This window comes from Hymenobacter wooponensis (genome assembly GCF_004745865.1).
GTDB lineage: Bacteria > Bacteroidota > Bacteroidia > Cytophagales > Hymenobacteraceae > Hymenobacter > Hymenobacter wooponensis.
Genome location: NZ_SRKZ01000001.1, coordinates 1409535 through 1435306, shown reverse-complemented (window position 1 = coordinate 1435306; position 25772 = coordinate 1409535). Strand labels below are relative to the sequence as shown.

21 protein-coding genes are annotated in these 25772 nt (G+C 55.4%); 8 read left to right on the top strand and 13 right to left on the bottom strand.

Annotated elements, in window-relative coordinates; translation table 11 throughout:
- Positions 1-116: 116 nt before the first annotated feature.
- Together mrdA and rodA are read left to right on the top strand one after the other, a co-directional pair.
- Positions 117-1955 (top strand): penicillin-binding protein 2, encoded by a 1839-nt coding sequence (gene mrdA / locus EU557_RS05990; RefSeq protein ID WP_135529474.1) that lies wholly within the window; start codon positions 117-119, stop codon positions 1953-1955.
- An 83-nt stretch (positions 1956-2038) separates the two neighbouring features.
- Entirely contained in the window at positions 2039-3337 is a 1299-nt protein-coding gene (gene rodA / locus EU557_RS05985; protein WP_135529473.1) for a rod shape-determining protein RodA, read from the top strand.
- A gap of 133 nt (positions 3338-3470) precedes the next feature.
- On the opposite strand, the gene EU557_RS05980 is transcribed toward rodA, so the two are convergent.
- Entirely contained in the window at positions 3471-4649 is a 1179-nt protein-coding gene (locus EU557_RS05980; protein WP_135529472.1) for a hypothetical protein, read from the bottom strand.
- Positions 4650-4683: 34 nt separating this feature from the next.
- Here EU557_RS05980 and EU557_RS05975 point away from each other — a divergent pair, with 34 nt between their 5' ends.
- The 4 genes from EU557_RS05975 (at position 4684) to recO (ending at position 9284) form a co-directional block, all read left to right on the top strand.
- Positions 4684-5016: a 2Fe-2S iron-sulfur cluster-binding protein gene (locus tag EU557_RS05975; protein WP_135529471.1), complete on the top strand. Its 333-nt coding sequence runs from the start codon at positions 4684-4686 to the stop codon at positions 5014-5016.
- A 221-nt stretch (positions 5017-5237) separates the two neighbouring features.
- Positions 5238-5861: a thymidine kinase gene (locus tag EU557_RS05970; protein WP_135529470.1), complete on the top strand. Its 624-nt coding sequence runs from the start codon at positions 5238-5240 to the stop codon at positions 5859-5861.
- Between the two features lie 180 nt (positions 5862-6041).
- Positions 6042-8411, top strand: a complete 2370-nt coding sequence (gene porZ / locus EU557_RS05965; RefSeq protein WP_135529469.1) for a type IX secretion system anionic LPS delivery protein PorZ — start codon at positions 6042-6044, stop codon at positions 8409-8411.
- Positions 8412-8561: 150 nt separating this feature from the next.
- Positions 8562-9284, top strand: a complete 723-nt coding sequence (gene recO / locus EU557_RS05960) for a DNA repair protein RecO (protein WP_135529468.1) — start codon at positions 8562-8564, stop codon at positions 9282-9284.
- A gap of 87 nt (positions 9285-9371) precedes the next feature.
- Here recO and EU557_RS05955 read toward each other — a convergent pair whose 3' ends face one another.
- From EU557_RS05955 to EU557_RS05930, 6 genes are all read right to left on the bottom strand, one after another.
- On the bottom strand, positions 9372-10340 hold the full coding sequence (locus EU557_RS05955) for an FKBP-type peptidyl-prolyl cis-trans isomerase (protein ID WP_135529467.1): 969 nt from the start codon (positions 10338-10340) through the stop codon (positions 9372-9374).
- A gap of 135 nt (positions 10341-10475) precedes the next feature.
- Entirely contained in the window at positions 10476-10973 is a 498-nt protein-coding gene (locus EU557_RS05950) for an FKBP-type peptidyl-prolyl cis-trans isomerase (RefSeq protein ID WP_135529466.1), read from the bottom strand.
- Between the two features lie 8 nt (positions 10974-10981).
- Positions 10982-11560, bottom strand: coding sequence for an FKBP-type peptidyl-prolyl cis-trans isomerase (locus EU557_RS05945; protein ID WP_135529465.1), 579 nt, complete (start codon positions 11558-11560; stop codon positions 10982-10984).
- Between the two features lie 53 nt (positions 11561-11613).
- Positions 11614-12045 carry an FKBP-type peptidyl-prolyl cis-trans isomerase gene (locus EU557_RS05940; RefSeq protein WP_245326169.1) on the bottom strand — a complete coding sequence of 144 codons (432 nt, stop codon included), beginning with the start codon at positions 12043-12045 and terminating at the stop codon, positions 11614-11616.
- Positions 12046-12221: 176 nt separating this feature from the next.
- Positions 12222-13271 (bottom strand): FKBP-type peptidyl-prolyl cis-trans isomerase, encoded by a 1050-nt coding sequence (locus tag EU557_RS05935; protein WP_135529463.1) that lies wholly within the window; start codon positions 13269-13271, stop codon positions 12222-12224.
- Positions 13272-13319: 48 nt separating this feature from the next.
- Entirely contained in the window at positions 13320-14363 is a 1044-nt protein-coding gene (locus EU557_RS05930) for a DHH family phosphoesterase (RefSeq protein ID WP_135529462.1), read from the bottom strand.
- A 372-nt stretch (positions 14364-14735) separates the two neighbouring features.
- On the opposite strand from EU557_RS05930, the gene EU557_RS05925 reads away from it, so the two are divergent.
- Positions 14736-15155: a nucleoside-diphosphate kinase gene (locus EU557_RS05925; protein ID WP_135432762.1), complete on the top strand. Its 420-nt coding sequence runs from the start codon at positions 14736-14738 to the stop codon at positions 15153-15155.
- A gap of 502 nt (positions 15156-15657) precedes the next feature.
- Positions 15658-20145, top strand: a complete 4488-nt coding sequence (locus tag EU557_RS05920; RefSeq protein WP_135529461.1) for a DUF7619 domain-containing protein — start codon at positions 15658-15660, stop codon at positions 20143-20145.
- A gap of 274 nt (positions 20146-20419) precedes the next feature.
- On the opposite strand, the gene EU557_RS05915 is transcribed toward EU557_RS05920, so the two are convergent.
- From EU557_RS05915 to EU557_RS05890, 6 genes are all read right to left on the bottom strand, one after another.
- Positions 20420-21535 carry an AAA family ATPase gene (locus EU557_RS05915; protein WP_135529460.1) on the bottom strand — a complete coding sequence of 372 codons (1116 nt, stop codon included), beginning with the start codon at positions 21533-21535 and terminating at the stop codon, positions 20420-20422.
- Between the two features lie 97 nt (positions 21536-21632).
- A complete protein-coding gene (locus tag EU557_RS05910) occupies positions 21633-22925 on the bottom strand; it encodes a nucleoside permease (protein ID WP_135529459.1) in 1293 nt (430 codons plus the stop codon).
- Positions 22926-23132: 207 nt separating this feature from the next.
- Positions 23133-23741, bottom strand: coding sequence for a superoxide dismutase (locus EU557_RS05905; protein WP_135529458.1), 609 nt, complete (start codon positions 23739-23741; stop codon positions 23133-23135).
- 146 nt (positions 23742-23887) lie between these two features.
- The gene (locus EU557_RS05900) at positions 23888-24334 is read right to left on the bottom strand and encodes a nucleoside deaminase (RefSeq protein ID WP_135529457.1); all 447 of its coding nucleotides are present in this window, start codon (positions 24332-24334) and stop codon (positions 23888-23890) included.
- Positions 24335-24523: 189 nt separating this feature from the next.
- Positions 24524-25087 carry a hypothetical protein gene (locus EU557_RS05895; RefSeq protein ID WP_135529456.1) on the bottom strand — a complete coding sequence of 188 codons (564 nt, stop codon included), beginning with the start codon at positions 25085-25087 and terminating at the stop codon, positions 24524-24526.
- Between the two features lie 114 nt (positions 25088-25201).
- Positions 25202-25663 (bottom strand): hypothetical protein, encoded by a 462-nt coding sequence (locus tag EU557_RS05890; protein ID WP_135529455.1) that lies wholly within the window; start codon positions 25661-25663, stop codon positions 25202-25204.
- Between the last annotated feature and the right edge of the window lie 109 nt (positions 25664-25772).

The following is a 25772-nucleotide window of genomic DNA, read 5'->3' as shown; positions in this document are numbered from 1 at the left end:
GGTTAGAGCAGCATGCTGTCTTTCTAACCCCAGAGACTAGCAGAGGCGAGCATTCGTTGTACCTTTGCAAATCCGGCCGATGGGCCGTAAGTGCTTACTTCTCAGAATCCACCGCTTTGCAATACCTCGAAGGCCGCAAATACGTGGTCCACGCCATTTTCTTGGCCGTGGCGCTGCTCTTCGCGGCGCGCCTCTTTTACATTCAGGTGCTGGATGGCAGCTATAAGCTTGCCGCTGACCGCAACACCCTGCAGCGCATAGTACAGGCTCCGTACCGGGGCCTGATTTACGACCGCAAGGGTCAGATTTTAGTGCAGAACACCCCGGTGTACGACCTCATGGTGGTACCCCGGGAGGTTAAGAAGCTGGATACCGCTCGCTTCTGCCAATTGCTCCAGCTGCCCCTTGAGGAAGTACGGGAGGGCATGAAGGCGGCACGGGCGTATAGCCGAGTGAAGGCCTCGCCGCTGGTGCAAAACCTAAGCACTCCTGAGCTGGCCGCCATTCAAGACAACCTCATCGACTTTCCGGGCTTCAGCATCAAAGCCCGTATGGCTCGCTCTTACAATACCAAAAATATGGCCCACGCCTTGGGGTATGTAGGAGCCATTACACCGGCCTTTTTAGAAAAGCCGAAGTTTTCCAAGTACATGGCCGGCGAGTTCTTGGGTATTACAGGCCTAGAGTCTTTCTACGAGCCCCAGCTTATGGGCCGCCGGGGTGTGCAGTACCGCATGGTAAACGTGCGGGGCATTGAGAAAGGCGCCTTCCGGGGGGGCGAGTTTGATACGCTCTCCATAGCCGGGCAAGACCTGCACCTGAGCATTGACTCCGATCTGCAGGCCTACGCCGAGCAGCTAATGGCGGGCAAGCGCGGCTCGGTAGTAGCCTTAGACCCTAAAACCGGCGAAATTTTGGCGTTCGTATCGGCGCCGATGTTTGATCCGGCTACTCTTTCAGGCAAGGGCATGGGCAACCGGTATATGGACCTGCTCAATAATCCAGAGCGCCCCCTGTTCAACCGCCCTCTGATGGCAACTTACCCTCCCGGCTCCACCTTCAAGCTGGTGAACGAGCTGGTGGCATTGCAAATGGGTGTGGTAACACCGCAAACAGGGTTTGCGTGTAATTGGAAGCTGGTGCGCTGTACCCACCGCCACGAGTACCCCAGTAACGTAGGTATTGCCATCAAGAACAGCTGTAATCCCTATTTCTACCAAGTGATGCGGGCAGCGGTGCTGCGGGGCCGCTCGGCTAACCGCTTCGAGGACGCCCGCCTAGGCCTAGGTGAATGGCGCCGGAAGGTGATGCAGTTTGGGCTCGGCGAAAAGCTCGGCGTAGACTTATCGCAGGAGAAAAGAGGCTTGATACCTTCCCCTGATTTCTACGATAAGCGCAATGGCTATCACCGCTGGAACTACCGCACGGTATACTCACTCAGCATCGGGCAGGGCGAAATTGGTATTACTGGCCTACAGATGGCGAACATCATGGCAACCATTGCCAACCGGGGCTGGTACTACACCCCTCACTTTGTGAAGGGGATTGGGCAGGGCGGACCACTTCCGCAGTACACGGTGCGCCACACCGTAGGTGTTGACCCCATTCACTTCGACGAGATTATACCGGGGATGCAGAGTGTGGTAGATGGCCGTGGAGGTACTGGTGGCAACGCTAGCCTGCTCGACGTGGGCATTTCCGTAGCCGGTAAAACGGGTACCGTGCAAAACCCCCACGGCGATGACCACGCTACCTTCGCGGCCTTTGCTCCGGCTGAAGACCCGAAGATTGCCATTGCCGTGTTTATTGAAAATGCCGGTTTCGGGGGCAGCTCTGCCGCTCCTTTGTCGGCACTGCTGATAGAAAAATACTTGCGAGGCAACATTGCCCCCTGGCGCCGGCGCTGGGAAGGCTGGCTGCCGGGGCCCGCAGAACGATTCGTGAAACACCACTAAGCTGGTATTCCAAACCAAAAGAAGTTTTTGGAGCCTGCTGCAGAAGGTAGCTTTCAGGTACTCCTCAGAATAAATCCACCCATATGCCCACTTCACCGGCCAGATATTCGCGCAGCATCGACTGGATAACGGTTCTCATTTATCTGCTCATGGTGGGAGTGGGGTGGCTGAGCGTGTATGCGGCCAGCTACTCACCTGATGCGCCCGAAAATCCGTTCAGCCATTTGAGCTTCCAGGAATTGATGGCTTTCAACTGGTTCAAGCAGATTCTGTGGATTGGCACGGCAGTGGTGCTCATTGTTGTGCTGCTTGTTATCGACTACAAGGCCTACGATACCTTCGCGTTTGTGCTCTACGGGGCCATGATTCTGCTGCTAATTGTTACGCCGTTTATTGCTAGGCCTATTGCTGGCTCACGCTCTTGGCTGGAGTTAGGCCCGGTGCGTTTGCAGCCCGCTGAGTTTGCTAAGTTCATTACGGCTCTGGCGGTTTCTCGCTACATGGCGGGCATTAACCTGCGCCAGCAAAACTTCCGCGACCAGCTGGTGCTAGCGGGCCTCACCTTGCTGCCTCCCTTGCTCATTATTGCCGCCAACGAAACGGGGCAGGCGCTGGTTTTCGGTGCCTTCCTGCTGGCTTACTTTCGGGAAGGCATGTCGCCGCTCATTCTCTTGATTCTGGCCGCAGCAGGTGTCGTGCTTATTCTTTCGCTGCTGGTACCTAAGCTCTGGCTGGTAGGTGCCTTCACGGTGCTGCTAGGGCTAGTATTTGCTTTCAACACCCGAATATTCCGGCATCATTTGGTACTAGCGTTATCGGTGTGGGCCGTGGTAGTAGGTATGGTGTTCGGGGTAGACTTTTTCTTTAACAACGTGCTGCAGGCCCACCAGCGCAAGCGTATCGAAGTACTCATTAACCCCTCCGCCGACCCCCTGGGTGTGGGCTGGAACGTGACGCAGTCGAAAATTGCCATCGGTTCAGGTGGCTTCGCGGGCAAAGGCTTTCTGCAGGGCACTCAAACCAAGTTCGACTTCGTGCCCGAGCAAAGCACCGACTTTATCTTCTGCACGGTAGGCGAGGAGTGGGGATGGGTAGGCACCATGGTGGTTATCATTCTATTCATGGTTTTGCTGGGGCGCATACTGTACGTGGCGGAGCGGCAGAAGTCGGTTTTTGGGCGCACGTATGGGTATTGCGTGGCTAGCATCATCTTTTTCCACTTCTGCGTCAACATTGGCATGACCATAGGCCTAGCGCCCGTGGTAGGGATTCCGCTGCCCTTCTTCAGCTATGGTGGTTCCTCCCTCTGGTCCTTCACCACCCTGCTTTTTATTCTGTTGGCCATTGATGCCTACCGCAAGCAAGACCTAGAGCGCTATTAAGTACTCAGGCCTAGGAGCGCAGCCAGCAGCTTCGCAGCGCTACCTGTATCTCTTCCACTGCAACTAAAAAAGCCCCTACTGCTCAGTGTCGTCTGAGCAGTAGGGGCTTTTAGCTGGGCTTGATGAAGTATGCTTAGGCGAACTTACGGTCAATGAGCTTTAGAAGCTTGTTTACGTGTTCCTCCTTGCGCGACCAGTTATACTGCGCCGCCAGGTTTTCCGTCACGTAGCGCTTCGCTGACTCCGCATTGGGCAGCGTATCTAGGTGTTGAATCACTGAGTGATACTCCATATTCTCCCCATTGAATAGCTCATTGATGAAGCTAAACCGCTGGTTGATGGAAATGGCCTCCCGCAATGACTCTACTTTAGGGGCTTTTTCTGCTAGCGTGGCGGCGGCTGGGCGCTCTTGCCGCAGGGTTTCGCTGAGTGAAGGAGCTGCCGGCTGCTCAGCTTGCAGCTTAGCGTAAAGCGGTACTCCAGCTGCCGGAGCCTCCTGTACCAATGTGCGCGGCTCCGAGGGAGTAGCTGGTGCTGCAGGCGCTTTAGGTTCTGGGGCGGGTGCTGGAGTAGGAGCTGCTGCTACGGGTGTAGGGGCAGGCGGAGCGGGCGCAACCTTTTCAGGAGCGACGGGTGCCGGCGGTACTGCTGGCGCAGGAGTGGGAGATGGAGTTGGCGCAGCCTCCTCAAACAAATCAGCCTCAGTGAGCGGGAGCAAAGCGTTAAACTCCTGTACAATAGCAGCTAAAGGCTGCTGGTCTTGGGCGTGCGACTTTACATACAGGCGGAAGCGGCTCAGCAGGTAATCACGCTCCTGCACTTCATCCGCGGGGAGGGTATCTAGAAAGCCCGCGAACAGGGGCTTGTTTACTTCCAGATAACGCAATGTGTCGCGAAGCTTCTCCGGGGAGGTTGAAGCCTGCTCACCTACTAGCTTCTGCACGAAGGTTTCAGCGGGATCAATGCCGCCCAGTAGCGTGTCGCAGATGGCTTGAGCTAGCAGCGGCTCAAATACCGGCCGGCTTAGCTTGATGCGCCGCGAGAGCACGTTCATAAACTGCGTAAGGGCCTGGCGCACTTCCGCATCCTCGAAATCAAAATAGGGGCTACGGAGGTTACCCATTTCCAACATCCACTGGCCTAGCAGCTGCTGCACCACAAACAGGTTTACCTGTCGGATGGGGGTAAAGCGCAGTACGGCCGGGCCGTCGAGCGTAGCCGTAGGGCGGGCTCCGAAGTGCTGGTCGCAGAGCAGAGCGGCCAGCAGGCGCCCGTAATGTTCGCGCTTGGCGAGGCTATATTTGTTATTCATTGAAAGCCTGATTCAACGGGCAATTTAGGGAAAGATGCCCACTCTAACAGTTCAAAATCTGCCTGCTGCTCCGGTTTCGGTACTGCCTGGCGCTACGTTGCTGGCCGCGCTGCAAGCCGCTGGCCACGACTGGATGCATGCTTGTGGGGCCAAGGGCCGCTGCACCACCTGCCGCCTGCACGTACTCAGCGGAGCCGACCTCCTAACGCCGCCTTCCGACGCCGAGTTGCGCTACCGCGCCCTGGGCCGCTTGCTGCCCACCGAGCGCCTCACCTGCCAAACACGCCTGCCCGCTGGCGACGTAGTAGGCCGGGTACCTGAGCCCGTGCAGTTCCCGCACGTGACCTATCTCAACGACTTGCCCTAGGTACTTGGTATCGGGTGGTCTGCCAAAAGTGGCTAAGCCAAATAGGTGCGCGGCATTCGACTGATAGCAAGCCTTTTGCTGTTGGCAACCGCCGGCCTGGTAGCCTCGCTTCAAGGGAAAATGGCGAAGCTGGCTTTGAGGCTAGCAGCTGAAAGCTGTACTTTAGAGGTTCCGAAGGTCGTCAGGCTCCTGACTCTTGCCCACTACTAACTGACAAGTCTGTGTTTATAGAACCCCGCGTTGGTACGGGTCCGGGCGTAGCTCGCCGGGGCTGGATTGAGGTTGTCTGCGGCTCCATGTTTTCGGGTAAAACCGAGGAGCTGATCCGGCGTCTCAACCGTGCTAAAATTGCCCGCCAGCGGGTTGAAATCTTCAAGCCCGCCCTCGATACCCGCTACCACGTTGAGGACGTGGTGTCGCACAATGCCAATAGCATCCGCTCCACGCCAGTGCCCGTAGCCCAGGAAATGCTCCTGCTGGCTGGCGGCTGCGACGTGGTAGGCATTGACGAAGCGCAGTTCTTCGACGAATCACTGGTAGACGTGTGCGTGCAGCTGGCAAACCAGGGCACTCGCGTGATTGTGGCAGGCCTAGACATGGACTTCCTGGGTAAGCCCTTCGGGCCGATGCCCGCGCTTATGGCCGTGGCTGAGTTCGTGACCAAAGTGCACGCCATCTGCGTGTGTTGCGGGGAAATAGCCTCCTACTCTTTCCGTGTGGCGGCGTCCGAAGACAAGATTTTGCTAGGGGAGACCGATGCGTATGAGGCCCGTTGCCGCTATTGCTTTCAGGAAGGCATGAAGGAAAAAACGGCTGAACCCATAAGCAAAGCCGCGGCCCGCTAGGTAGCTCTAAACGGCAAGGCCAAGCACAGCAGAGGGCCCGGCACTCTCTAGGCCACCTCTGTTGCTGTTCTAGCCCACACCATCAGCTTTATACTAGTGCTTACAAGCTTAAAGCTGCACTAAAGCCTGCGGCTCGTCGTTACCTTGCCGGTTCGTTATTCGCGTCGCAACTTCCTGCCGATGATTCTACTACTACGCCTGCGCCGGGTCGTGTTCAGCCTCGGCTTTCTGCTGTTAACGGTGCCTGCGGCTCTAGGCCAGTCAACGGCGGGCTTTGGCGACTGGCAACTGCACTTACCTATTAACCGGGCAAAGTCGTTAGCCGATGTGGGCAGCCGGGTATATGTGGCTACCGAAGATGCCTTCTTCTACTTCGATAAGGATCTTAACACCACCCGCTTGCTTTCGCGCCGCGATGGTTTGCACGATGTAGGCGTCAGCACCCTGGCCTACGACTCCGTGAGTCAGCAGGTAGTAGTGGCCTACCGCTCTACCAACCTCGATATCCTGCGCCTTTCGGATGGGGCCATCCTCAACCTGAATGATATTGCCCGCAAAGAGATTCAAGGAACGAAGAGGATCAACCAGATCAGCATCAACAACAAAATAGCTTATCTGGCGTGCAGCTTCGGGATAGTGGCGGTGGATTTAGTGAAGCTGGAAATCCGCGACTCATATACCAATATTGGGCCCGGCGGCACCATAGTGGAGGTGTATTCAACGGCAGCGGCCAACGGAGTACTTGTTGCGGCCACCTCGGCCGGTGTGCTGCGCGCCCGCCTCACCGATAACTTACTCGATTACCGCGTTTGGACTACTGATTTTGCTCCCCGCGCTGGCAATCCCTTCCGGACGCTGGGGGTGCACAACGGGGTTGTGTACCTCGGCATCAACGGCGACCGGCTTTACGGCTACAACCCCAGCCAGCCAGCGCAAAGTTGGCAGCCTGTGGGGGGCGTAACGGGCGTGGAGTTTCGTCAGCTGTCTTCCTCCCGGGCGGGCTTGCTCGTAACCGATAACCAGAAGGTTTCGGTGCTTAACCCCGCTACCGGCGTTGTAGCAAATACGTTGCGCCCGGCCCTGCTCCAGAATCCGCAGGCTGCTGTGCGGGCCAAAGATGGCAACTACTTCCTCGCTGATTTTGCCAACGGGCTGCTGAAGGTATCGGCTACTGGCCAGCAGGCAGAGCAGTATCTGACCAACGCTCCCGCCAGTACCAAGTCGTACAGCGTGCTGGCCGATGCCCGCACGAACACGGTAGACATCTTCAGTGGCGCCTACAGCGACCGGTACGTGCAGGAGCGCAGCCAATTGGGTTTTTATGAGTACGCTCAAGGGCAGTGGCAGAATATTACTTCTGCTTCGCTCTCGGCTGCTCAATATCCCAACCTGCTTGATCCGGTTCGCGGCACCCGCACGCCCGATGGTACGCTCTACGTGGCCAGCTACGGCAACGGCGTGCTGGAGTGGAAGGGGCCGGGTAATTTTCGGCTGTTTAATCCGGTGTCAGGCTTGCCCAACCCCTTGCGGTACCCTGTCCCAGTGGTGGGGCCTCCCGTTGATGCCACGTATACCCGCGTGACTGATGTGGTAGCAGCGCCCGATGGTAAAGTGTGGGTAGTGAACCGCCACCAGATACCAGGGCTCTCTGGCGTGTTTACATTTGACCCCGCGGCCAGCACCTGGGCCATTGTGCCGTACTTTAGCGGTAGCGAAAACATGGAGCGCCTTGCTCTGGATGACGTGGGTGGGGTCTGGATATCAAGAGCCCGGGCGCCCGTAGGTACTCAGCTCGGCTTAGTGGCCTACAACCAGGAAAGCCGCACTACCCGGTCTTTCTCAGAAAGCGAAGGCCTGCCGTCGGGTGAGATCTATGACATTGTGAAAGATCGTCGGGGAGATATTTGGGTGGCGACCATCAAAGGGCCTGCTGTCTTCAACGACCCTATTTCGGCCTTCGACCCCAGCACTGGCCTCGGCTTTCAAACGCCATTCGTGAGTAGGGGGGAGGGGTCGGGCTTCGTGGCCTTGGGTGGCGAAGCCGTACGCGCTATTGCCGTAGACGGTGCCAACCGCAAGTGGTTTGCTACTGACCGGGGCTTATGGCTATTTAATGAAGATGCTACTGAAGCGCTGGAGCATTTCACCACCGCCAATAGCCCCTTGCCCTCCGACCGGATTGTGGATGTGGAGGTGAACGACAAAACCGGCGAAGTCTTCGTGGCTACCGATGCCGGGGTAGTGGCCTACCGGGGCTCCGCTACGGTTACGGAGGGCAAACCCAGCTGCGCGAAAGTGTCCCCTAACCCAGTCCGCACCAACTTCACGGGGCAGGTAGGCATCTCAGGGTTAGCCAACAATGCCCAGGTAAAAATTACCGACGTCACCGGCAAGCTGGTCTATCAAACCCGCGCCACTGGTGGCACCCTAGTCTGGAACCTGGCCGATTACAACGGGCACAAAGTGCAGTCGGGGGTGTATCTGGTTCTCTCGTCAGATGCCGATGGCAAGAACGGCTGCATCAGCAAAGTGGCCGTGGTAGAAAAATAGCGCGGGCCACGTAAATAGTGGCCTAGAAGCTGTTTTTGGGGAACGGGCGAGCTTACAGCGCTTGTTCTTATTTGCTGGGCCAGCAGTAAGGCTAATTGGCCAACCTGGGCCCGCAACCGTACTTAAGACACCACCTAAGCTCCCCACTGCATGTTAATCAAGACCCGCGGTATTGTTCTTAACTTCATCCGTTACCGTGAAACCAGCATAATTGCCCGGATTTATACCGAACGGCTGGGGCTGCAGAGCTACCTCGTAAATGGGGTGCGTAAGGCTAAGCCGCCCGGACGCATTGCGCTTTTCCAGCCTTTCACCATGCTGGATCTGGTGGCCTATACCTCGCGGCAGGGGGGCATTACGCGCCTTTCCGAGTATCGCTGCGCGGAGCCCTTCCGCACGCTGCCCTACGATGTGCGCAAGAGCAGTATTGCCCTGTTCCTCTCCGAGGTAGTGAGCCGAGTGTTGCTGGAAGAAGAAGAAAACGAGCCGCTCTTCAATTTTCTCCACGACTCTATCCTGGCCTTCGACCGGCAGGAGGAAGGGTTTGAGAATTTTGCCTTGATATTTCTGTTGCAGCTAAGTCAGTACCTAGGCTTCGGCCCCGAAACCGGTGAGCAGATTACCTCCCAGGTAGCCTTTGGCGCAGAGGTACCCGGCGCTACCATCGGACACGGCCCCACGGCCCTGCGCTTCCAGGAATTCGAGCAGCATTTTGATGATTTGCTTCGCACTCCAGACACCGCTCAAATCCCCAATGGCCGCGTTCGGCGGGAATTGCTGGGGGTGCTTATTCGCTACTATCAGCTGCACGTAGAGCGCCTCGGCGACGTTCGTTCCCTTTCTGTTCTGTCGGAGGTGCTGGCGGAGCTGTAATGAGGTATAACGTACCAGGGGGTGGAATACCAGCTTGTGTACACTTAACACCAACCGGATATTCCACCCCCTGATACGTTATACCTCTTACTTCACATTCACCAGTTCCACGTCGAAGCGAAGAATAGCATTCGGGGGGATGTCGGCACCAGCTCCGCGGGGGCCGTAGGCCAGGGAGGAAGGAATAAGCAGTACGGCTTTGCTACCCTTGTTGAGCAGGGCAATGCCTTGGTCCCAGCCCGGAATCACGCGCCCCTGGCCTAGTGGAAATTCAATTGGCTGGTTGCCATTGCGCTCCGACGAGTCAAAGACTTTCCCATCCAGCAACATGCCCTTGTAGAGCACAGACACGGTTTGGCCGGCCTGGGGCTTAACGCCCGTGCTGGGTTTCGTAACCACGTAGTAGACTCCGCCCGGCGCTTTTACCCCTTTCAGCTTGTTCTGTTTAAGGTAGGCCTGAATGCGAGTATCTTCCTGCACCAGCCGCTGAGTTGCCTGCTGTTTCTCTTTTTCCTGGGCTTGGCGCATCATTTCCTGCACCTCCTGCATGGCTGCCTCCTGGGTCTGGATCTTGTCTACTTTAGCCACCACCACGAGGGTATTGCCTGCCTTCCGGATGAAGGGCGGCACGGGCTGCCGGAATGACTTGGCAAATACTGTATCGGCATTGAAGCGAAATACCGCTGAGTCGCCGGGCTGCAGCAAGGATACCGCCTCTTCAATACCGCCGCGCTGAGCGTTGCGAATCGTATCGAGAGGCACCCGAGCGGGCTGACCACCGGGCTGCTGACGAGAGCTCATCAGCACCGAGTCGCGGCCAGTGCGGAACTCCATGTGCAGGCTAATGATTTTGCCTATGCGGCTGGCATAGGTTGCGTCACCGGTGGGTGCTTGGGCAGGGCGGCGCACGTATTTACCGTTTTCCCGTTGATAAATGCGGTACTCTACACCAGAGCGCAGCCTGTTGAAGCTGTTCGGGTCGCCTTGGAAAGACATTAGGGCCGCCATGCCCAGCAACGTAGGCCACGCGGTAAGTATACGAGGGAAGGAAAGCATACAGAGTATATTATGCACTAGGCGTCAATTGATACCTGTGCAATGCAAAACAGAGCCGGATTTAACTTTATGATTGTACAACATGTGGCCCCGCCGTCTGCATCATACAGATCAGCGGGGCCAGCACGTAGTAAACTATCTTACTCTTAAAATCTCCACTTCAAACACCAGGTCGGTTTGTGGTGGAACTAAGTAGCGGCGGTCGTCATCCGGGTCCCGGACGCCTTTGGCCGCGTAGGCTAGTCGGGCCGGAATCCAGATGCGGGCCCTAGTTCCTTCTGGCAGCAGCTGCAACGCCTCGTCCCAGCCCTTTATTACCTCTCCTCGGCCTACGCGTACCTTCAATGGTCCCCCTTGTTTCACGGAGGCGTCGAAGACGTGGCCATTCGGTAGGAAGCCGGTGTAATGCACCGTTACCTTGTCGCCGGAGTGAGCGGTGGGCCCATTACCAGGGTGCCGCACCGCATAGCGCAGCCCCGACTTAGTTTGCGTTGCCCTACCTAGCAGACTATCAGTTGGGGCTTGAACTGGTGTAGTAGGGAGAGCCTGCTGGCCTAGCACCGGGCTCATAACTCCTCCTGCTCCTAAGAGCAATGCCAGTCTCAAAAACCAGTATTGAGGAGTACAGACCATGTAGGGGTTTATTTAACGTCGGTTACTTCCATATCGAACAGCAAAGGCTGTGCTGCAATGCCTTGAGAAGCAAGTAAGAAGGCTCCATTAGACATAGTTGCCAAGCTTGAAGGTATTAAAAGGATTTTCCGATCACCTTTTCGCATAAGCAGAGCAGCTTCCTCCCAACCAGCAATGACACTGTTTGCTCCCGACACAAAGTTCAGGCAGCCACAAGCTGTCCGGTTGTTGCTAGAATTGTCGAATTCCTGGTTCTCGGTAGTTTCACCGATGTACTTTCCTACGTACACAGTAGTAACTTTCTGTCCAGCTTTGATTAGAGGGTTGCTTGCAGGACCATCCGTCACGTTTATCAGATAAAGGCCGGTAGAGGTGCGTGTATAGCTGGAGCCGTTGATGTTGTGCCGAGTTAAGTAGGCTTGGATGCTAGCTTCATCAGCGGCTTTCTGTTGTTCAAGGAGTTTCTCGGTCTGCTTGGCTATGCTGCCTTTCGAGTCGCAGGCAGAAAGAACTGGTGCCGCTACTAATAACAAAGCGGCTAACCGAAGTACTAGGGTAGGGCGAGCCAGGGAAAATACGTTACGCATGGGGTGAAGCAGAAAATAGTAGCGAAGCCAACAACAGGTTCGCCGTCCTGAAATTACTTAATATCTGTCAGCTCGACATCAAAGCGCAACACCGAGTTAGGTGCAATAGGCCCAACGGCATAAGGACCATAGGCCAGGCCAGAGGGAATGAGAAGCGTAGCTTTACCGCCTTTGCCAAGCAATGCAATGCCTTCATCCCAGCCAGCAATTACTTTCCCCATGCCAATAGGAAAGTTGAACGGGGTGTTGCCGCGGCTGGCCGTAGAGTCAAACACTTTACCGTCGAGGGTTGTACCCGTATAGAGCACGTATACCATCTGACCTTTCACAGGCAGAGGCTGCGTTCCAGGTTCAGTAATCACAACGTACAACCCTGACGCCTGACGCTGAGCCGTTAAATTATTGGCTGCGATATAGGCCTTAATAATTTCCTCATCGCGGGCCGAATAATCAGTGGTGTCTAATGCCGGGTCGTTGTTTTTCATACAGGAAAACAACAGTGGCGAAGTGAGCGAGAAAAACAGCACGAGTAGCAACGTCGGCCGTAAACGAGAAAACAATAGGTGCTTACGCATAGAGAAAGAGGCTGTCAAAGTGGAGATACAAAAAGCCCCGGCCCGGTTGCACCGGACCGGGGGTAATGTGCTAGCCGAATCGGTGCTTATCGACCCTGCTGTTGCTGTTGCATTTGCTCAATCTGCCGCTGAATGTCAGCCTGGCTAGGGCCAGCGGGCTGCGGCGGTGCATTCTTCACGTCTACTAGTTCTACATCAAAGCGCAGAACAGCATCGGCCGGGATGTTAGCCCCCGCACCGCGCTGCCCGTAGGCCAGCGACGAAGGAATCAGGATAGTCGCTTTCGAGCCCTTGTTCAGGAGCGGAATGGCTTTATCCCAGCCTGGAATTACCTGGCCTACGCCAATGGGAAACTCAATAGGCTTGCCGCCGTTGCCCTTAGCTGAAGAGTCAAACTCTTTGCCATCGAGCAAGGTGCCTTTATACTGTACCGACACAATCTGGCCAGCCTTGGGCTTAGCACCCGAGCCGGGCTGCGTCACTACGTAGTACACACCTGAAGTGTCTTTCTGAGCGTTCAGGTTGTTCTTCTTGATATAGTCCTGCAGTACTACGTCGTCTTTCTTAAGCTGCTGCTTAGCGTAGACCTGCATTTTCTTCTGCTGCTCCACCTGCATCTTCTGCACGTCGGCCATGGCTTCGTCGCGGCTCTGGATCTTGTCCACTTTCACGAACATGGTCATGGTTTTACCGGCTTTCTGCATGAAAGGCGGCACCGGCTGGCGGAACGACTTAGCGAAGATGGTATCTACATTAAAGCGGAACACGGCCGAGTCGCCGGGTTGCAGCAAGGAAATAGCTTCTTCTAGGCCACCCTTCTGGGCTTTGCGCACGGAGTCAAGCGGCACACGCACTGGGAAGCCCATCTGCTGTTTACGCGAGTTGAACAACACCGAGTCTTTGCCGGTGCGGTACTCCACGTGCAGCGCCATGATCTTGCCAATCCGGTCTTTGTAGGTAGCGTCGCCATCCGCGCTAATCTCGCGGGAGTCGTACTTGCTGCCTTCTTTTTTGAATACTTTGTACTCGATGCCCGACTTGGTTTTGGCGAAATCGCCGCCGCCCTTGTTGCAGGAAGCGAGGCCCAGAACACCAGCAGCGAGGGCCAGGCTCAGAAAGTTGCGTTGGAAGAGCATGAAAGGGTTTAGGGGGTTAGACAAACTATGCGGCCAAGTTACGCCGAATTATGCCGTTGGCGGCACCACCGCCAACGGAGCCGTAACTAGGTCGGCTTGGTACTGTGGAAGGAGGCCCAGAAAGCGGTCTACTGTGCCGTTGAGCGGAATATGGCTGATTCCGCCTGCTGCATTATGATGGCCACCGCCCTCAAAGTGACGGCGCGAAAACTCGCTCACGGAGAAGTCTCCAACGGAGCGGAAAGAAATTTTAATGGCTTGGCCCCGGTCAATGAATACAGCCGCAAATACAATGCCCTCAATGCTCAGAGCAAAGTTTACAAGCCCTTCGGTATCACCAGTTTTAGAATGGTACTGGCGCAACTCGTCGGCGGTAATAGCAATGTAGGCCGTGTTGTACTCGCGCAGCACCACTAGCTTATCTTTCAGTACGAAGCCCAGGAAGCGCAGGCGCTCCTCAGAATGGGAATCGTAAATGCGGCGGTGTACGTCGGAGAGATTAATTCCTGCGTTGAGCAGCTCGGCAATAATTAGGTGCACATTGCGGGACGTGCTAGGGTGGCGGAACGAGCCCGTATCCGTCATGATGCCGGCATACAGGCATTCGCCAATACCCGTGTCAATCAGGTTTTGGTCGCCCAAGTCTCGAATTACTTCAAACACCAACTCAGCGGTAGCGGCTGCTTTGGAGTTGGAGTAATCGAGGTCGGCAAACTCCTCGGGTTCCTGGTGGTGGTCGATGAGCACCTTGGTGCCCGGCGCCTGCCGCACGTACTCACCTAGCTCGCTAATGCGGCCCAGACAGGAAAAGTCAAGGCAGAAAAGCACTTCGGCCGTGCCGATGATTTCACGCACCTGCGCATCATTTTTGCGCGGTTCGTACACTACCACTTCGTCGTTGCCGGGCATCCAAGCCAGAAAGCTCGGATAGTCGGAAGGCGTGACAACCGTAACGGAGTGGCCCTTCTTGCGAAGGTAGCCCGCTAGGCCTAGGGAAGAGCCCAGCGCGTCGGCGTCGGGCTTGTGGTGTGTGGTGATGAAGATCTGCCGGGGCTGCGCTAGCAGCTCCTTCAACTCAGATATTGTGGACATTGCCTACGGGGTAGGTGACTGAAATTCGGTCGGTTAGGCCGCGTACAAAGACGGCAAAAGTCGGAAATAATCCGGGTATCAACAAAACCGGCCTCAGATTGGTGCATTTAGCTGGTTGTTAACTCCGTAACGACTAGGCCTAGGAGCCGTAAGCGTTACCTTCTGCATAAAAAGCAGAAGCAGTAGCGCCGAGATAAGGTTCAATAATGGGAGCGGTTCGTCAATAGCATTACCTGTAGAGGGCCCTTGGGCCTTGGGTGAAAACCGTTGGGGCTTCACCACACCAAATAAAACGGCTACTTTTGCGGCCGCAAACTTCCTGTTTGTGGCTCCTCACGATTTTATTCCAACCCCAACTTTAGCCCCACTAGTATGGCCACCAACCGCACGTTCACGATGATTAAGCCCGACGCTACCCAGGAAAACCACATCGGTGGTATCCTGAGCATGATCGAAGAGGGTGGTTTCCGCATCGTGTCGCTGAAAAAAGTACGTTTGACTCCTGAGCGTGCTGGTAAATTCTACGAAGTACACGCTGAGCGCCCTTTCTACGGCGACCTGGTGAAGTACATGTCTTCGGGCCCCATCGTGGCAGCTATCCTGGAGAAGGACAACGCCGTAGCTGACTTCCGCACCCTGATTGGCGCTACCAACCCCGCCCAAGCTGCTGAAGGCACCATCCGTAAGAAGTACGCCAAGAGCATTGAGGCCAACGCCGTGCACGGTTCTGACTCCGACGAAAACGCACAGATTGAAGGCGACTTCTTCTTCTCGGCTGACGAGCAATTCTAATTGCCCTAGCGCCTATATTGCGCAAAAAAGCCGCTCTGCGTACTGCAGAGCGGCTTTTTTTATTGGCAAAAGTCTGGGAGTAGCGCTGCTTAGTTTGGGTCGCCCTGTATAGTGACCTATAATTAAAGCCGCAGGGTATACTTTGTTATCCTTATATATTTTAATGCGATTACGGTAAAAATCTTATTGCGCCGAAAGTCTGCCTTGTTCAGTTTGTTGAGCAGGAAAGGTTGGGCCGCTGCCTCGCACATAGGCATCGCATGCGGTGATAAGGCGTTGCAGTAATGTCTGTAGACCCCCTCAAAGCGGCTGATCCTGATTTACTATGCCTCTTTCGATGGCTGTAAGCCTAGTTAACTGAACAGCTGATTTTCTGTTGCAAGCTTTCTTTCCCAAGCGCTGGTGTGTACTGCTAATAAATTTGAGATTGCTGGTAAAGTCCAACTTGAGTAGCAGTACCTTTGGCTTGCATCAACTAGTCTTCTATCTAATTATCCATTGAATGCGAAAACGTTTACTGCTGCTACTACTTCTTACAAGTTGCTTATCGGCCTTCGGACAGCTTCGTGAGTTTCGTTTAGAGCGAATGCTCGGTACTCCCCTAGACCTACCGCTGGATATCAAGCTGGACCAAGCCGGCAACATGTATGTGCTGGATCGTTTAGGGATTACCAAGCTTGACCCGAATGGTCAGTACAGGGGAGTGATTCCCTTGCGCTCTGCCACGCGCACTCCTGATTGGAGTGCCCTGGCATTAGATGGCCACGGGAGCATTTATGTAGTAAACCAAACACTGGGCTTTATTCGAAAATACAGCGTTGTCGGCGATTCACTTACGCAATTTGGGACTCAGGGAGCAGGGCAGGGGCAACTGCTGCAGCCCAAAGGAGCAGCGGTAGACGCCGCCGGCAATATCTACGTGGCAGATTCTGGCAACAACCGTGTGCAGAAGTTTGCTGCGAACGGGCAGGTAGTGTGGGTGTATGCTCCGGGCGGCAGCTTGGCACTGGTACAGCCTACCGATGTGAAGCTTGGGCCGGATAACAACGTGTACGTGCTCAACCGGGATTATACCGCCGTGAAGCTTAGCCCATCTGGGCAGCTCCTGAACAGCCTATCGTTGCGGGTACCGGGCTCTACGCTCAATGACCAAAGCAATGGGATGCTGTTGGATGCAAGCAACAACATCTACCTGGTTAGCTCACGCCTGAGCTACATCCAGAAATACAGCCCACAGGGAAACCACCTTGAGGCTTTCGGCTCGGGAGCCCCTACTTTTTATGGGATTCATGCAGCCCTAGGCATAGATGCGACGGGTAATGTGTACGCCGTTGATGCTACGGATCGGGACCCTAGCTTCAGCACTATTCGCAAGTATAGTGCTACGGGTAGTTTGGTGCAGCAATGGGGCAATGAGGCCGTGTTAGGAAACTATCTGCGCCTCGATCAAGCTGGTAACCTGTACTATTATGATGCTAAACAGCAGAAGATAGTTCGGCGCAATCCGGCTGGTCTGGAAGTAGGAGCATTTGGGTCACGTGGCTCAGCTAATGGCCAATTTAACGGCCCCGTGACCAGCATTGCCTTGGATGCGCTTGGCAATGTGTATGCCTTGGAAAGCGGTGAACCGCGCATTCAGAAATTTGATGCCCAAGGCCGCTTCCTGAGCAAAATTCCATTACCCAACCCGCAGACAAATCCCAATGGGTATTGGCCCACCGACCTTGCAGTTGATGCTATTGGTAATCTGTACGTACTCGATCATTATAGTGGGGTGCGTAAGTACAGCCCGCAGGGGCAGTTTTTGCAGAATATAGGGGCAGGTGGAAGCGGCAGCTGGCCTGGGCCCGGACCCGGAAAGTTCTATGCTCCGCGAGGTGTGTTGGTAGACATTCGTGGCAACGTGTATGTGCTAGACGGAGCTGGGAGCCGGGTACAAAAGTTCACGTCTACTGGGCAGCTCATCCGGGAAGTGGTTTCAGTGTTTCCACCCTCCTTTACCGGTTCGGCTTCATTAAGTCCTTACGATGCCGGCTTTGCAGTTGATGGAGCGGGCAACATCTACGCCAGTGTGGGCAAAGATGACTTCGTGACCATGTATGCCGCTAACAGTAGCCAGCAGAAAAAGCTGCCTGTACGGGCCAACTTGCTGGCCATAAACTCAAATGGTACCCGGCTTGTGACGGGTATGGTAAACAATGATGTTCTCCGGTTTTATACCGCCACTGACCTGCACCCCGCTAACCTGATTACAGGCAGGGTGTACCAAGACCTGAATAACAACTGCACGCCAGACCCGACGGAGCCGGGGCTACCAAACATGGTGATAGTGGCCGAGCCGGGTAACTATTATGGCCTTTCAGACGAAAATGGCAACTACAGTATAGAGGTAGATACCGGCACGTTTGTTCTGCGCCAGATAGTGCCTACCCAGCAGCCAGGCCACATAGTTCAGCCGCTTTGTAGCAATTCAGTGCCCCTCCGGTTTACCTCCTACGGCACCTCAGTGGTAGGTCCTGATTTTGGTGACCGAGTAAGCGCCGCATCGTACTTGACCATCAACGTAGCTGGCCGCCGTCGCCGGTGCGCCCGGAACGTCACTACTGTTTCGTACGCCAACATTGGGTACGCTGCGGCAAGCAATGCTGTGGTTAAAGTAGCCTTGCCGCAGTACGTCAACTTTCTGCGCGCCAATGTGCCCCATACCCGTGATGCCGCAGGCAACTACCTTTTTGAAGTGGGTACCCTGCAGCCCAACCAGCGCGGTATAATCAGCATTGAGGATTCCGTGAGTTGCGGTAATACAGGCATTCGGGGCCTTACATTATGTACCAAAGCCTGGATTACTCCCGGTAATACGTACCCCACCTCCTCTGGCTGGGACCAGGCTTCCCTCACCGTCAGTGGCCATGAGCAAGCTGGTAACCAAGTGCGCTTTGTGGTGCGCAATAGTGGCCTAGGCGCTACCACCGATAGTGTAGGCCTACGCATTTACCAGGATGCGCAACTTGCTTTACAGCGCAACATATCGTTGGCCTCGCGCGACAGCCTAGTATTTAGATGGACGGCTACGGGCCCAGTCGTCCGCATCGAAACTGACCAGCCTGATCAGCATCCAACCAGTAGAGTGGCCAGTGCCACGGTGGAGCTACCCGGGCTGCGCACCAGCTCGGCGCCTAGCCCAGCTATGATGGCAATGCCTCCAGCGGAAACCGCTCCAGAAATGGCCGAAGATTGCCAGCCCATCCTCGACTCGTATGACCCCAATGATAAGCAAGTAGTGCCCGTAGGCGTCACGGCCCAGCATTTTACGCCTACCAATCAGGCCTTGCGTTACCAAGTGCGGTTTCAAAATACCGGCAATGATGTGGCCTACCGGGTAGTGGTGGTTGATACGATTTCGGCTGATCTGGACCTGAGCACTCTGCAAATAAACGCGGCGTCACATTCATACCGGCTTGCGGTAGCAGGCCAGCAGCGCCCGGTGCTCACCTTCACCTTCGACAACATTATGCTGCCCGACAGTGCCAGCAACCCCTTGGGTAGCAACGGCCTGATACAGTTTAGCATCCGGCCGAAGGCGGTGCTTGCGGCCCGTACCCGCATCGATAATTTCGCTGATATTTTCTTCGACTACAACGAACCAGTACGCACGAACACAACCACCAACCGTATCTATGATGTGCCGCGTACGGTTGATCCAGCCGTGGCGCTTTCCTATTCTGATGTGCTAGCGCTGCCCGCTATTGCCAGCGTAGCGCCTGCGGAAGGCCGCTTCGGTACGCTTGTTACGCTTACCGGCCGCCATTTCTTACCTACGGCTACGGCAAATCGTGTTGTTTTCGACGGAGTAGCAGCGCCTGTGCTGAGTGCTACGGCTACCACACTCACGGTACGGGTACCAGCCGGAGCTACTACTGGCTCACTGGTGCTAACCACTTCTGATGGCACAAGCCGTAGCAACTTCACCGTATTTCAGCCGCCGACTATCACGGACGTTGCACCCAGTGAAGGACGCCCGGGAACTGTTGTCACAGTAACGGGTACCCATTTCTCAGCTTTGGCTGCACAAGACACGGTTGAGTTTAACGGGGTAGCAGCTCGCGTGCTGCAGGCTTCTGCTACTACCCTACAGGTGGAGGTGCCTGCTGGAGCTACGCTGGGCAAACTTCGGTTGCGTACGCGAGGGGGAGCAGTGGAAAGCCCGCAAGCCTTCATGGTGTGGTATGCGCCTACCCTTACGGCCGTAGCACCGGGTAGAGCCAGTGTAGGGGCAACGATAAGCCTAAGTGGTACAAACTTCTCCACCAACGCCGCCCGCAACGTGGTTACGTTTACTGGCGGCCGCACGGCCCAGGTGCTGCAACAGGCTGCCAGCCGCAGCTTGCTGGTGAAAGTACCCGCTGGAGCTCAGTCAGGCCAAATTAAGGTTCAGACTCCAGGGGGTGAAGCCATGGGTGCCGCTGATTTTACGGTTATTCCCGCGCCTACTATCACATCCTTTTCGCCGCAAGCGGGAACGGTAGGAACCCTGGTGACCATAGAAGGGCGAAACTTCCATGAGGAAGGAAAAGCCGATTCCATCTATTTCAACGGTGTGGCTGCGCAAGTACTGGAAACCTCGGCTACTCGCCTACTAGCTTTAGTGCCCCGCGGAGCCAGCACGGGCGCCTTAATGGTGTCGGGGGTGGGAGGCCAGGGGCGCTCCTCTCAGAACTTTACTGTCACGGCACTTGCTCCTCATGATGCCGTTGTGGTGTATCCTAACCCTACGCAAGGAGATGTGAAAGTCAATTGGCAGAAAGCAGATGTTACGGTACAGCAGGTGTGGGTGTATGATGCCCGTGGTAGCTTAATCAGCAGCCAAACGGCATCTGCGGCTGTGGGCGATGAACTCACACTGCCACTAGCAAGGCATCGGGCCGGGTTGTACGTAGTGGTGGTGAAAACTGCAAAAGGCCGGATTATGAAGCGTATTACTGTGCTGTAGTAGGCCCAAAGGAATGCCGTTTATTATCTGATGGCGTTCCTCTATGGTGACTATGCTCAGCGTAATTATTCGTCTCATGCAGCAGCCTTGTATCTTAAGGAGCTTAGCTTAAAAAGCAGGATTGAACGGGGCCTATATCTCTTTCTGCATCCGTGAGTAGCTCTAAGCATCAGAGCCTCTTATATTGCACAAAAAGCCGCTTTGCTGAGTGCAAAGCGGCTTTTTATTTATACTGGTTTAATGCCAGATTTATACTGAATATGTACTGAGGAGCTTACTTATGCACTCCGAAACCGATGCGTTTGGCAGTTTTACCTACCTCATATTCTCCCTCTTCACGGTTATAGATATCGGCTAGTACAGTGGCAGCTCCCAGTACAGAGTGGTGGCCTAGACTGCTAGCTAGGGCTTCGGCTTTAGCCTCGGCAAGGGGCTGAAAATGATATGCTGCAATTAGCCGGCCCTTGCGCAATAGCGCGCTGTCGATGCGGGAGAGGTCGGTATTGAAAGTGCACACTACCTGAATATGGAAGCAGTCGGCTAGCAACCCGTCGGAGAGGTTGAGTAGGTTGCTGACGGCGCTAGGGCCACCGCCGGCCGCGTCGCGCTTGGTCAGTAGCGCCTCCGCGTCCTCAATGATGAGGATGGAGTTGGTATTATCGTGGAGCAGGTTGATAAACTCGGGGTCGGCGATGCGGGCAGCTAGGTTGGGCGGAATGAACAGCTTGGGCTTATCAGTAAGGCCGCAGAGGTGACGAATGTAGCTGGTCTTGCCAGTGCCGGGCGGCCCGTGCAGAATAACAATTCCTTTGTCTTGGGGCTGCTGCAGGCGCCGCACAATGGTCTCGTGGGCGGGCAGCAGGTCGTCGTTGTAGTGAGTGCTTAGGTCCAGTGCCGGAATCTTGATGTCGAGGGGCGTGAACTCCAGGTCGTTGTAGGCCAGGCGCAGCACGTGAATCCGCTGCCGCTCTTGCTGCCCGGTTTCAACGTGTGCCAGTAGCAGTTCACGTAGGGCCGCCAGTTCGGCTGCATCGGTGGCGGGAGAGTAAAAAACCTGTACGCCCCGCTCATTGTAGGTCCCGTAGTCGCCGACAAGCAGTAGCAGGTGCGGGGCTAGCCGCAGCGCCCATACGTTTAACTCAGGATCTTGGTCTACCTTTTCAATGTATACTGAGTGGGCTACGGTGGCCTGCTCCAAGTCATAGCGAGCACCAAGAGCCTGCAGTACAGCCGTGCGGGCGTCGGTATTGGCCAGCTGAAAGATGAGCTTGCGCGGCAGCACACCAAAGTGCTGGTTAAACCACGCCAGTGGGAGAAAGTAGTTTGTACTATCGAACGTATCAGCACAACTGGGCGCTGAGGCAGAAATAATGGGTAATTCTGTACTCATATCTGACTGGATAAAGGAAGAGAAAATGGCTGCGCCGCCCGCCCCGCCAGATGGCGGCACGGGCGGCGCAGGTTAGCTCATTATGCGTATGGTAGGCCTAGGCCGGCTCCACCGACAACAAGTGCTCGGAAGGCTCGGTATCCTCAAGCTGCTGCGGATTGTGCTTGTGCTTGAAAAGAACAACGAATAGCACCGCAATAACCAGGGCGTAAGCAGCAAATGCTAGCCAGATGCTGTGCCAGTCCTTCGTGATACCGTCGGCAGCGGTGAAGTACTTCTCGATAACGATGCCACTCACTGAACTGCCGAGCACCGCGCCGAAGCCATTGGTCATCATCATGAACAAGCCCTGGGCGCTGGCCCGGATGGACGATGCCGTCTGGGTTTCGACGAACAACGAGCCGGAGATGTTGAAGAAGTCGAAGGCCATGCCATACACAATGCAGGAAAGCACAATCAGCCAGATGCCGGGGTTATCGGGGGTGCCGTAGGCCAGTAGGCCAAAGCGCAGCACCCAGGCCAGCATGCTGAACAGCATTACTTGCTTAATGCCAAAGCGGCGCAGGAAGAAGGGAATAGCCAGGATAAACAGCGTCTCGGAAATCTGCGAGATAGACATGATGATGGCCGGATACTTCACCGCAAACGTATCCTGGTAAGCTGGCACCTTGTCAAAATCGTGCAGGAAAGTGTCGCCGTAAGCATTGGTGAGCTGCAGCGCCGCGCCCAGTAGGAGTGCGAACAGGAAGAAGGTCAGCATCTTGGTGTCGCGCAGCAGGGCAAACGACTTGAGGCCCAGCACATCTACCAGAGAACGGCTCGGCGTGTCTTTGGCAGTGGGGGGGCACTTGGGCAGCGTAAATGAGTAGAGGCCTAGCAGAATGGCCGCCGCGGCTGCCACGTAAAACTGGTTGGCTGATTTCTCGAAACCTAGTAGGCTCACCGTCCACATGGCCACAATGAAGCCAACGGTGCCCCACACCCGAATGGGTGGGTAATACTTAACCACATCATACCCCTCGCGCTTCAGCACCGAGTACGACACGGCAATGGAGAGGGCCAGCGTGGGCATGTAGAAGATCATGTTCAGCAGAATCACCCAGAAAAACGTGCCGGGGTCGGCCACGAAGGGGATAGTGAGGAGCACTAGGCCACCCAGAATGTGCAGCAGTCCATAGAGCTTCTCGGCGTTCATCCATTTATCGGCCACAATGCCCATGAGGGAGGGCATGAAGATGGAGGCAATGCCCATGGTGGAGAAAATAGCCCCGAATTGGGCCCCCGACCACTGCTTGGTCTGGAACCAGTACGCACCGATAGTTATCAGCCACGAACCCCAGATAAAAAACTGTAAAAAGCTCAGAATAATGAGACGCAGCTTCGTACTCATGTAATTGCGGTTGAAAAAAGAAAGGGGACAGTATTTTGAACCTAAAGATACAAGAAATCTTTCCTGGCTAAGTGCGTAGGCCAGCCGGCCTTGGCCTGTGGGTGGCCTAGCCAAGCGCCTCATATTTGTTGGATACGCCTAGGCAAATAAAAAGCCCTTCCGCGTGTGGCAGAAGGGCTTTCACAAGAACTAAGAAGGGCTAGAGGGTTAGCCAGCCTCCGAGAAACGACGGTTTACTTCGTCCCAGTTGATAGCGTTATAGAAGGCCGCGATATAGTCGGGACGGCGGTTCTGGTACTTCAGGTAGTAGGCGTGCTCCCACACGTCGAGGCCCAGTACGGGGGTGCCTTTGCAGCCGGTGTCGGGCATCAGGGGGTTGTCCTGGTTAGGCGTAGAGCAGATCTGCACCGAGCCATCGGCCTGCTTGCAGAGCCACGCCCAGCCAGAGCCGAAGCGCGTAGTAGCGGCCTTGGTGAATTCTTCCTTGAACTTCTCGTAGCTGCCGAAAGCCTTGGTGATGGCCTCGCCAATAGCACCGGTGGGCTCACCGCCACCGTTGGGGCCCAGAATGGTCCAGAATAAGGAGTGGTTCCAGTGGCCACCGCCGTTGTTGCGCACCGCAGCCGGAGCGGCCGCAATGTTGTGCATCAGCTCTTCCAGCGACTTACCTTCCAGCTCCGTGCCCGCAATGGCATTATTGAGGTTGGTTACGTAGGCCTGGTGGTGCTTGGTATGGTGAATTTCCATCGTCTGCGCATCAATGTGCGGCTCCAGAGCATTGTAGGCGTAGGGCAGTTGGGGCAGTTCGAAAGCCATGATTGGAATGTGTTTGTAAGGTGGAATGAGAGACAACTCCTTATGCCTGGCCTAGCGCTTCAGGAGAAGCAGCGGCCGGGCGTCAGGTTATAACCGCTGCAACCCACTTAGGGTTACGAACGCGGCCAAAAGTAGCCGATTACCGCTTATCTCCGCTTCCGGGCAAAGAAATCCTGCATCAAGGCCCCGCACTCGTCGGCCAGGATGCCCGTTACCAGTTCCGATTTGGGGTGGAGCAGATTGCCGTGCCGCCGAAAGCCAAACTTGGGCTCATGGGTGCCATATACCACGCGCTTCACCTGAGACCACGCCGTGGCCCCCGCGCACATCACGCAGGGCTCTACCGTGACGTAGAGCGTGCACTCCTGTAGGTACTTGTTGCCGAGATGGTTGGCGGCGGCCGTAAGGGCCAGCATTTCAGCGTGGGCTGTTACGTCGCGCAGCTTCTCGGTTTGATTGTAGGCCCGGGCAATAATCTGGCGGTCCATCACTACTACCGCTCCAATCGGAATTTCTTCTTCCTCGAAAGCATACCGGGCCTGCTTTAGTGCCTCGCGCATGTATTGCTCATCAGAATAAAGAGAAAGAGTCATACGTGGTGTATTTGCGAAGTTGTGAAGAAGGAAGGTGGCAAGGCTCTTTAGCACCTCATCCTGGCGCAGGCAGGATCTTTCTACATTAGGCCAGTACTCTGCCAGTGTGAGAAGAACCTGCCTGCGTCAGGATGAGGCGGTTGAGCGGCTGATGGGCTGAGTGACTATACGACTCTACTACCTCACCGCTTATTTCATGTTGATGCTAGCCATAACCCCCTGAGCTACGGGTTGCCACTGACGCTGCTCCTCAGCCGGGGCATCAAACGTAAATACGAAAAGCTGGTCGCCCTCAATGGCGTATTGCACCATCTGGTACTTGCGGATGGGAGCCAGGTTGCTGCCGCGGCGGTTATCGGTGACCGTCGAGACAAACTCCAGGGCCACAAATTCGCGCTTGTTCACGGTGCGCACCTCTTCCTTCAGAAACTCCACCTTGGAGTACATGTTCTGAATGCTGGCTTTGTAAATCTTGAGCAGCAGCGGATAGTCGCGGTTGCTGAAGGTGGTAGGTTTCTGCGCTACGCTGAAGTCGACGCGGCCATTGGGGTTGCTGAATACGGCCAGCGGTTTGCGTGGGGCAGGATATTTGGCCGCAATGCCATCGTCGGGGAGGGGTTGAAACCCTTCGGGCACGCCCACGGAAATATTTTTAGTAACGGCCGTCTTTTTCAGCTTAGGGCCAGCAAAGGCTAGCAAAGCACCTAGCACCAGCAGAAGCGGCGCGGCCCGGAAAAACTGCAATACTTTCATCAAAAAGGAAGTAACAAGAGTCAGAAGAAGCCCTAGGCCACCTGGGCGGCGGGCAATAAAGCAAAGCTCCGAAACCAGAACGATTTCGGAGCTGCAGAAGGTGCCAAGAGTGGCCTAGCGGCGCTTTTTAGATACCGCCGTTGAAGGGTACTTGATGTTGACCTTCTTCCAGTACACGTAGTTGCCAGTTTTGGCCTCTACCAGATAGGAGCCTGCCGGAATGCGGCCCAAATCAACTGGCTCACCGGTGTTGTTCTGGGGGTCAAGAGCGGTAGTGTACACTGGTACCTTTTTATAGTTGGTCATTACCAGGGTGCCGGGCACGGTGAACTGCTGCGTGAAGCTGAGCATAATGCGCTGCCCGTCAGAAGTCGGGAAAATATCAATGCCCGAGAGTGTTTCTACCCGCTTGATGGGGCCATTCAGCGTAACCGGCTCAGCAGCAGCCTCCGACTTGGTTTTGATTTCCGTGCCGTTAGCAGTCTTGGTTTTGGTTTTCACCTTGGTCGGCGACGTCTGAGCCTGGGCGGTAGAGAAAGCCAGCACAGCGGCAGCAAAGAATAAGATACGTTTCATGTTCAGAAGAAGACAGGCAGAATAGCAGAAAAGCAGTGTTATGAAGGCGTATTGCAGATTCCGGGCCAAAGTTAGTGGCCTAGCGCCGCAATGGTTTCTGGCCGCAAAG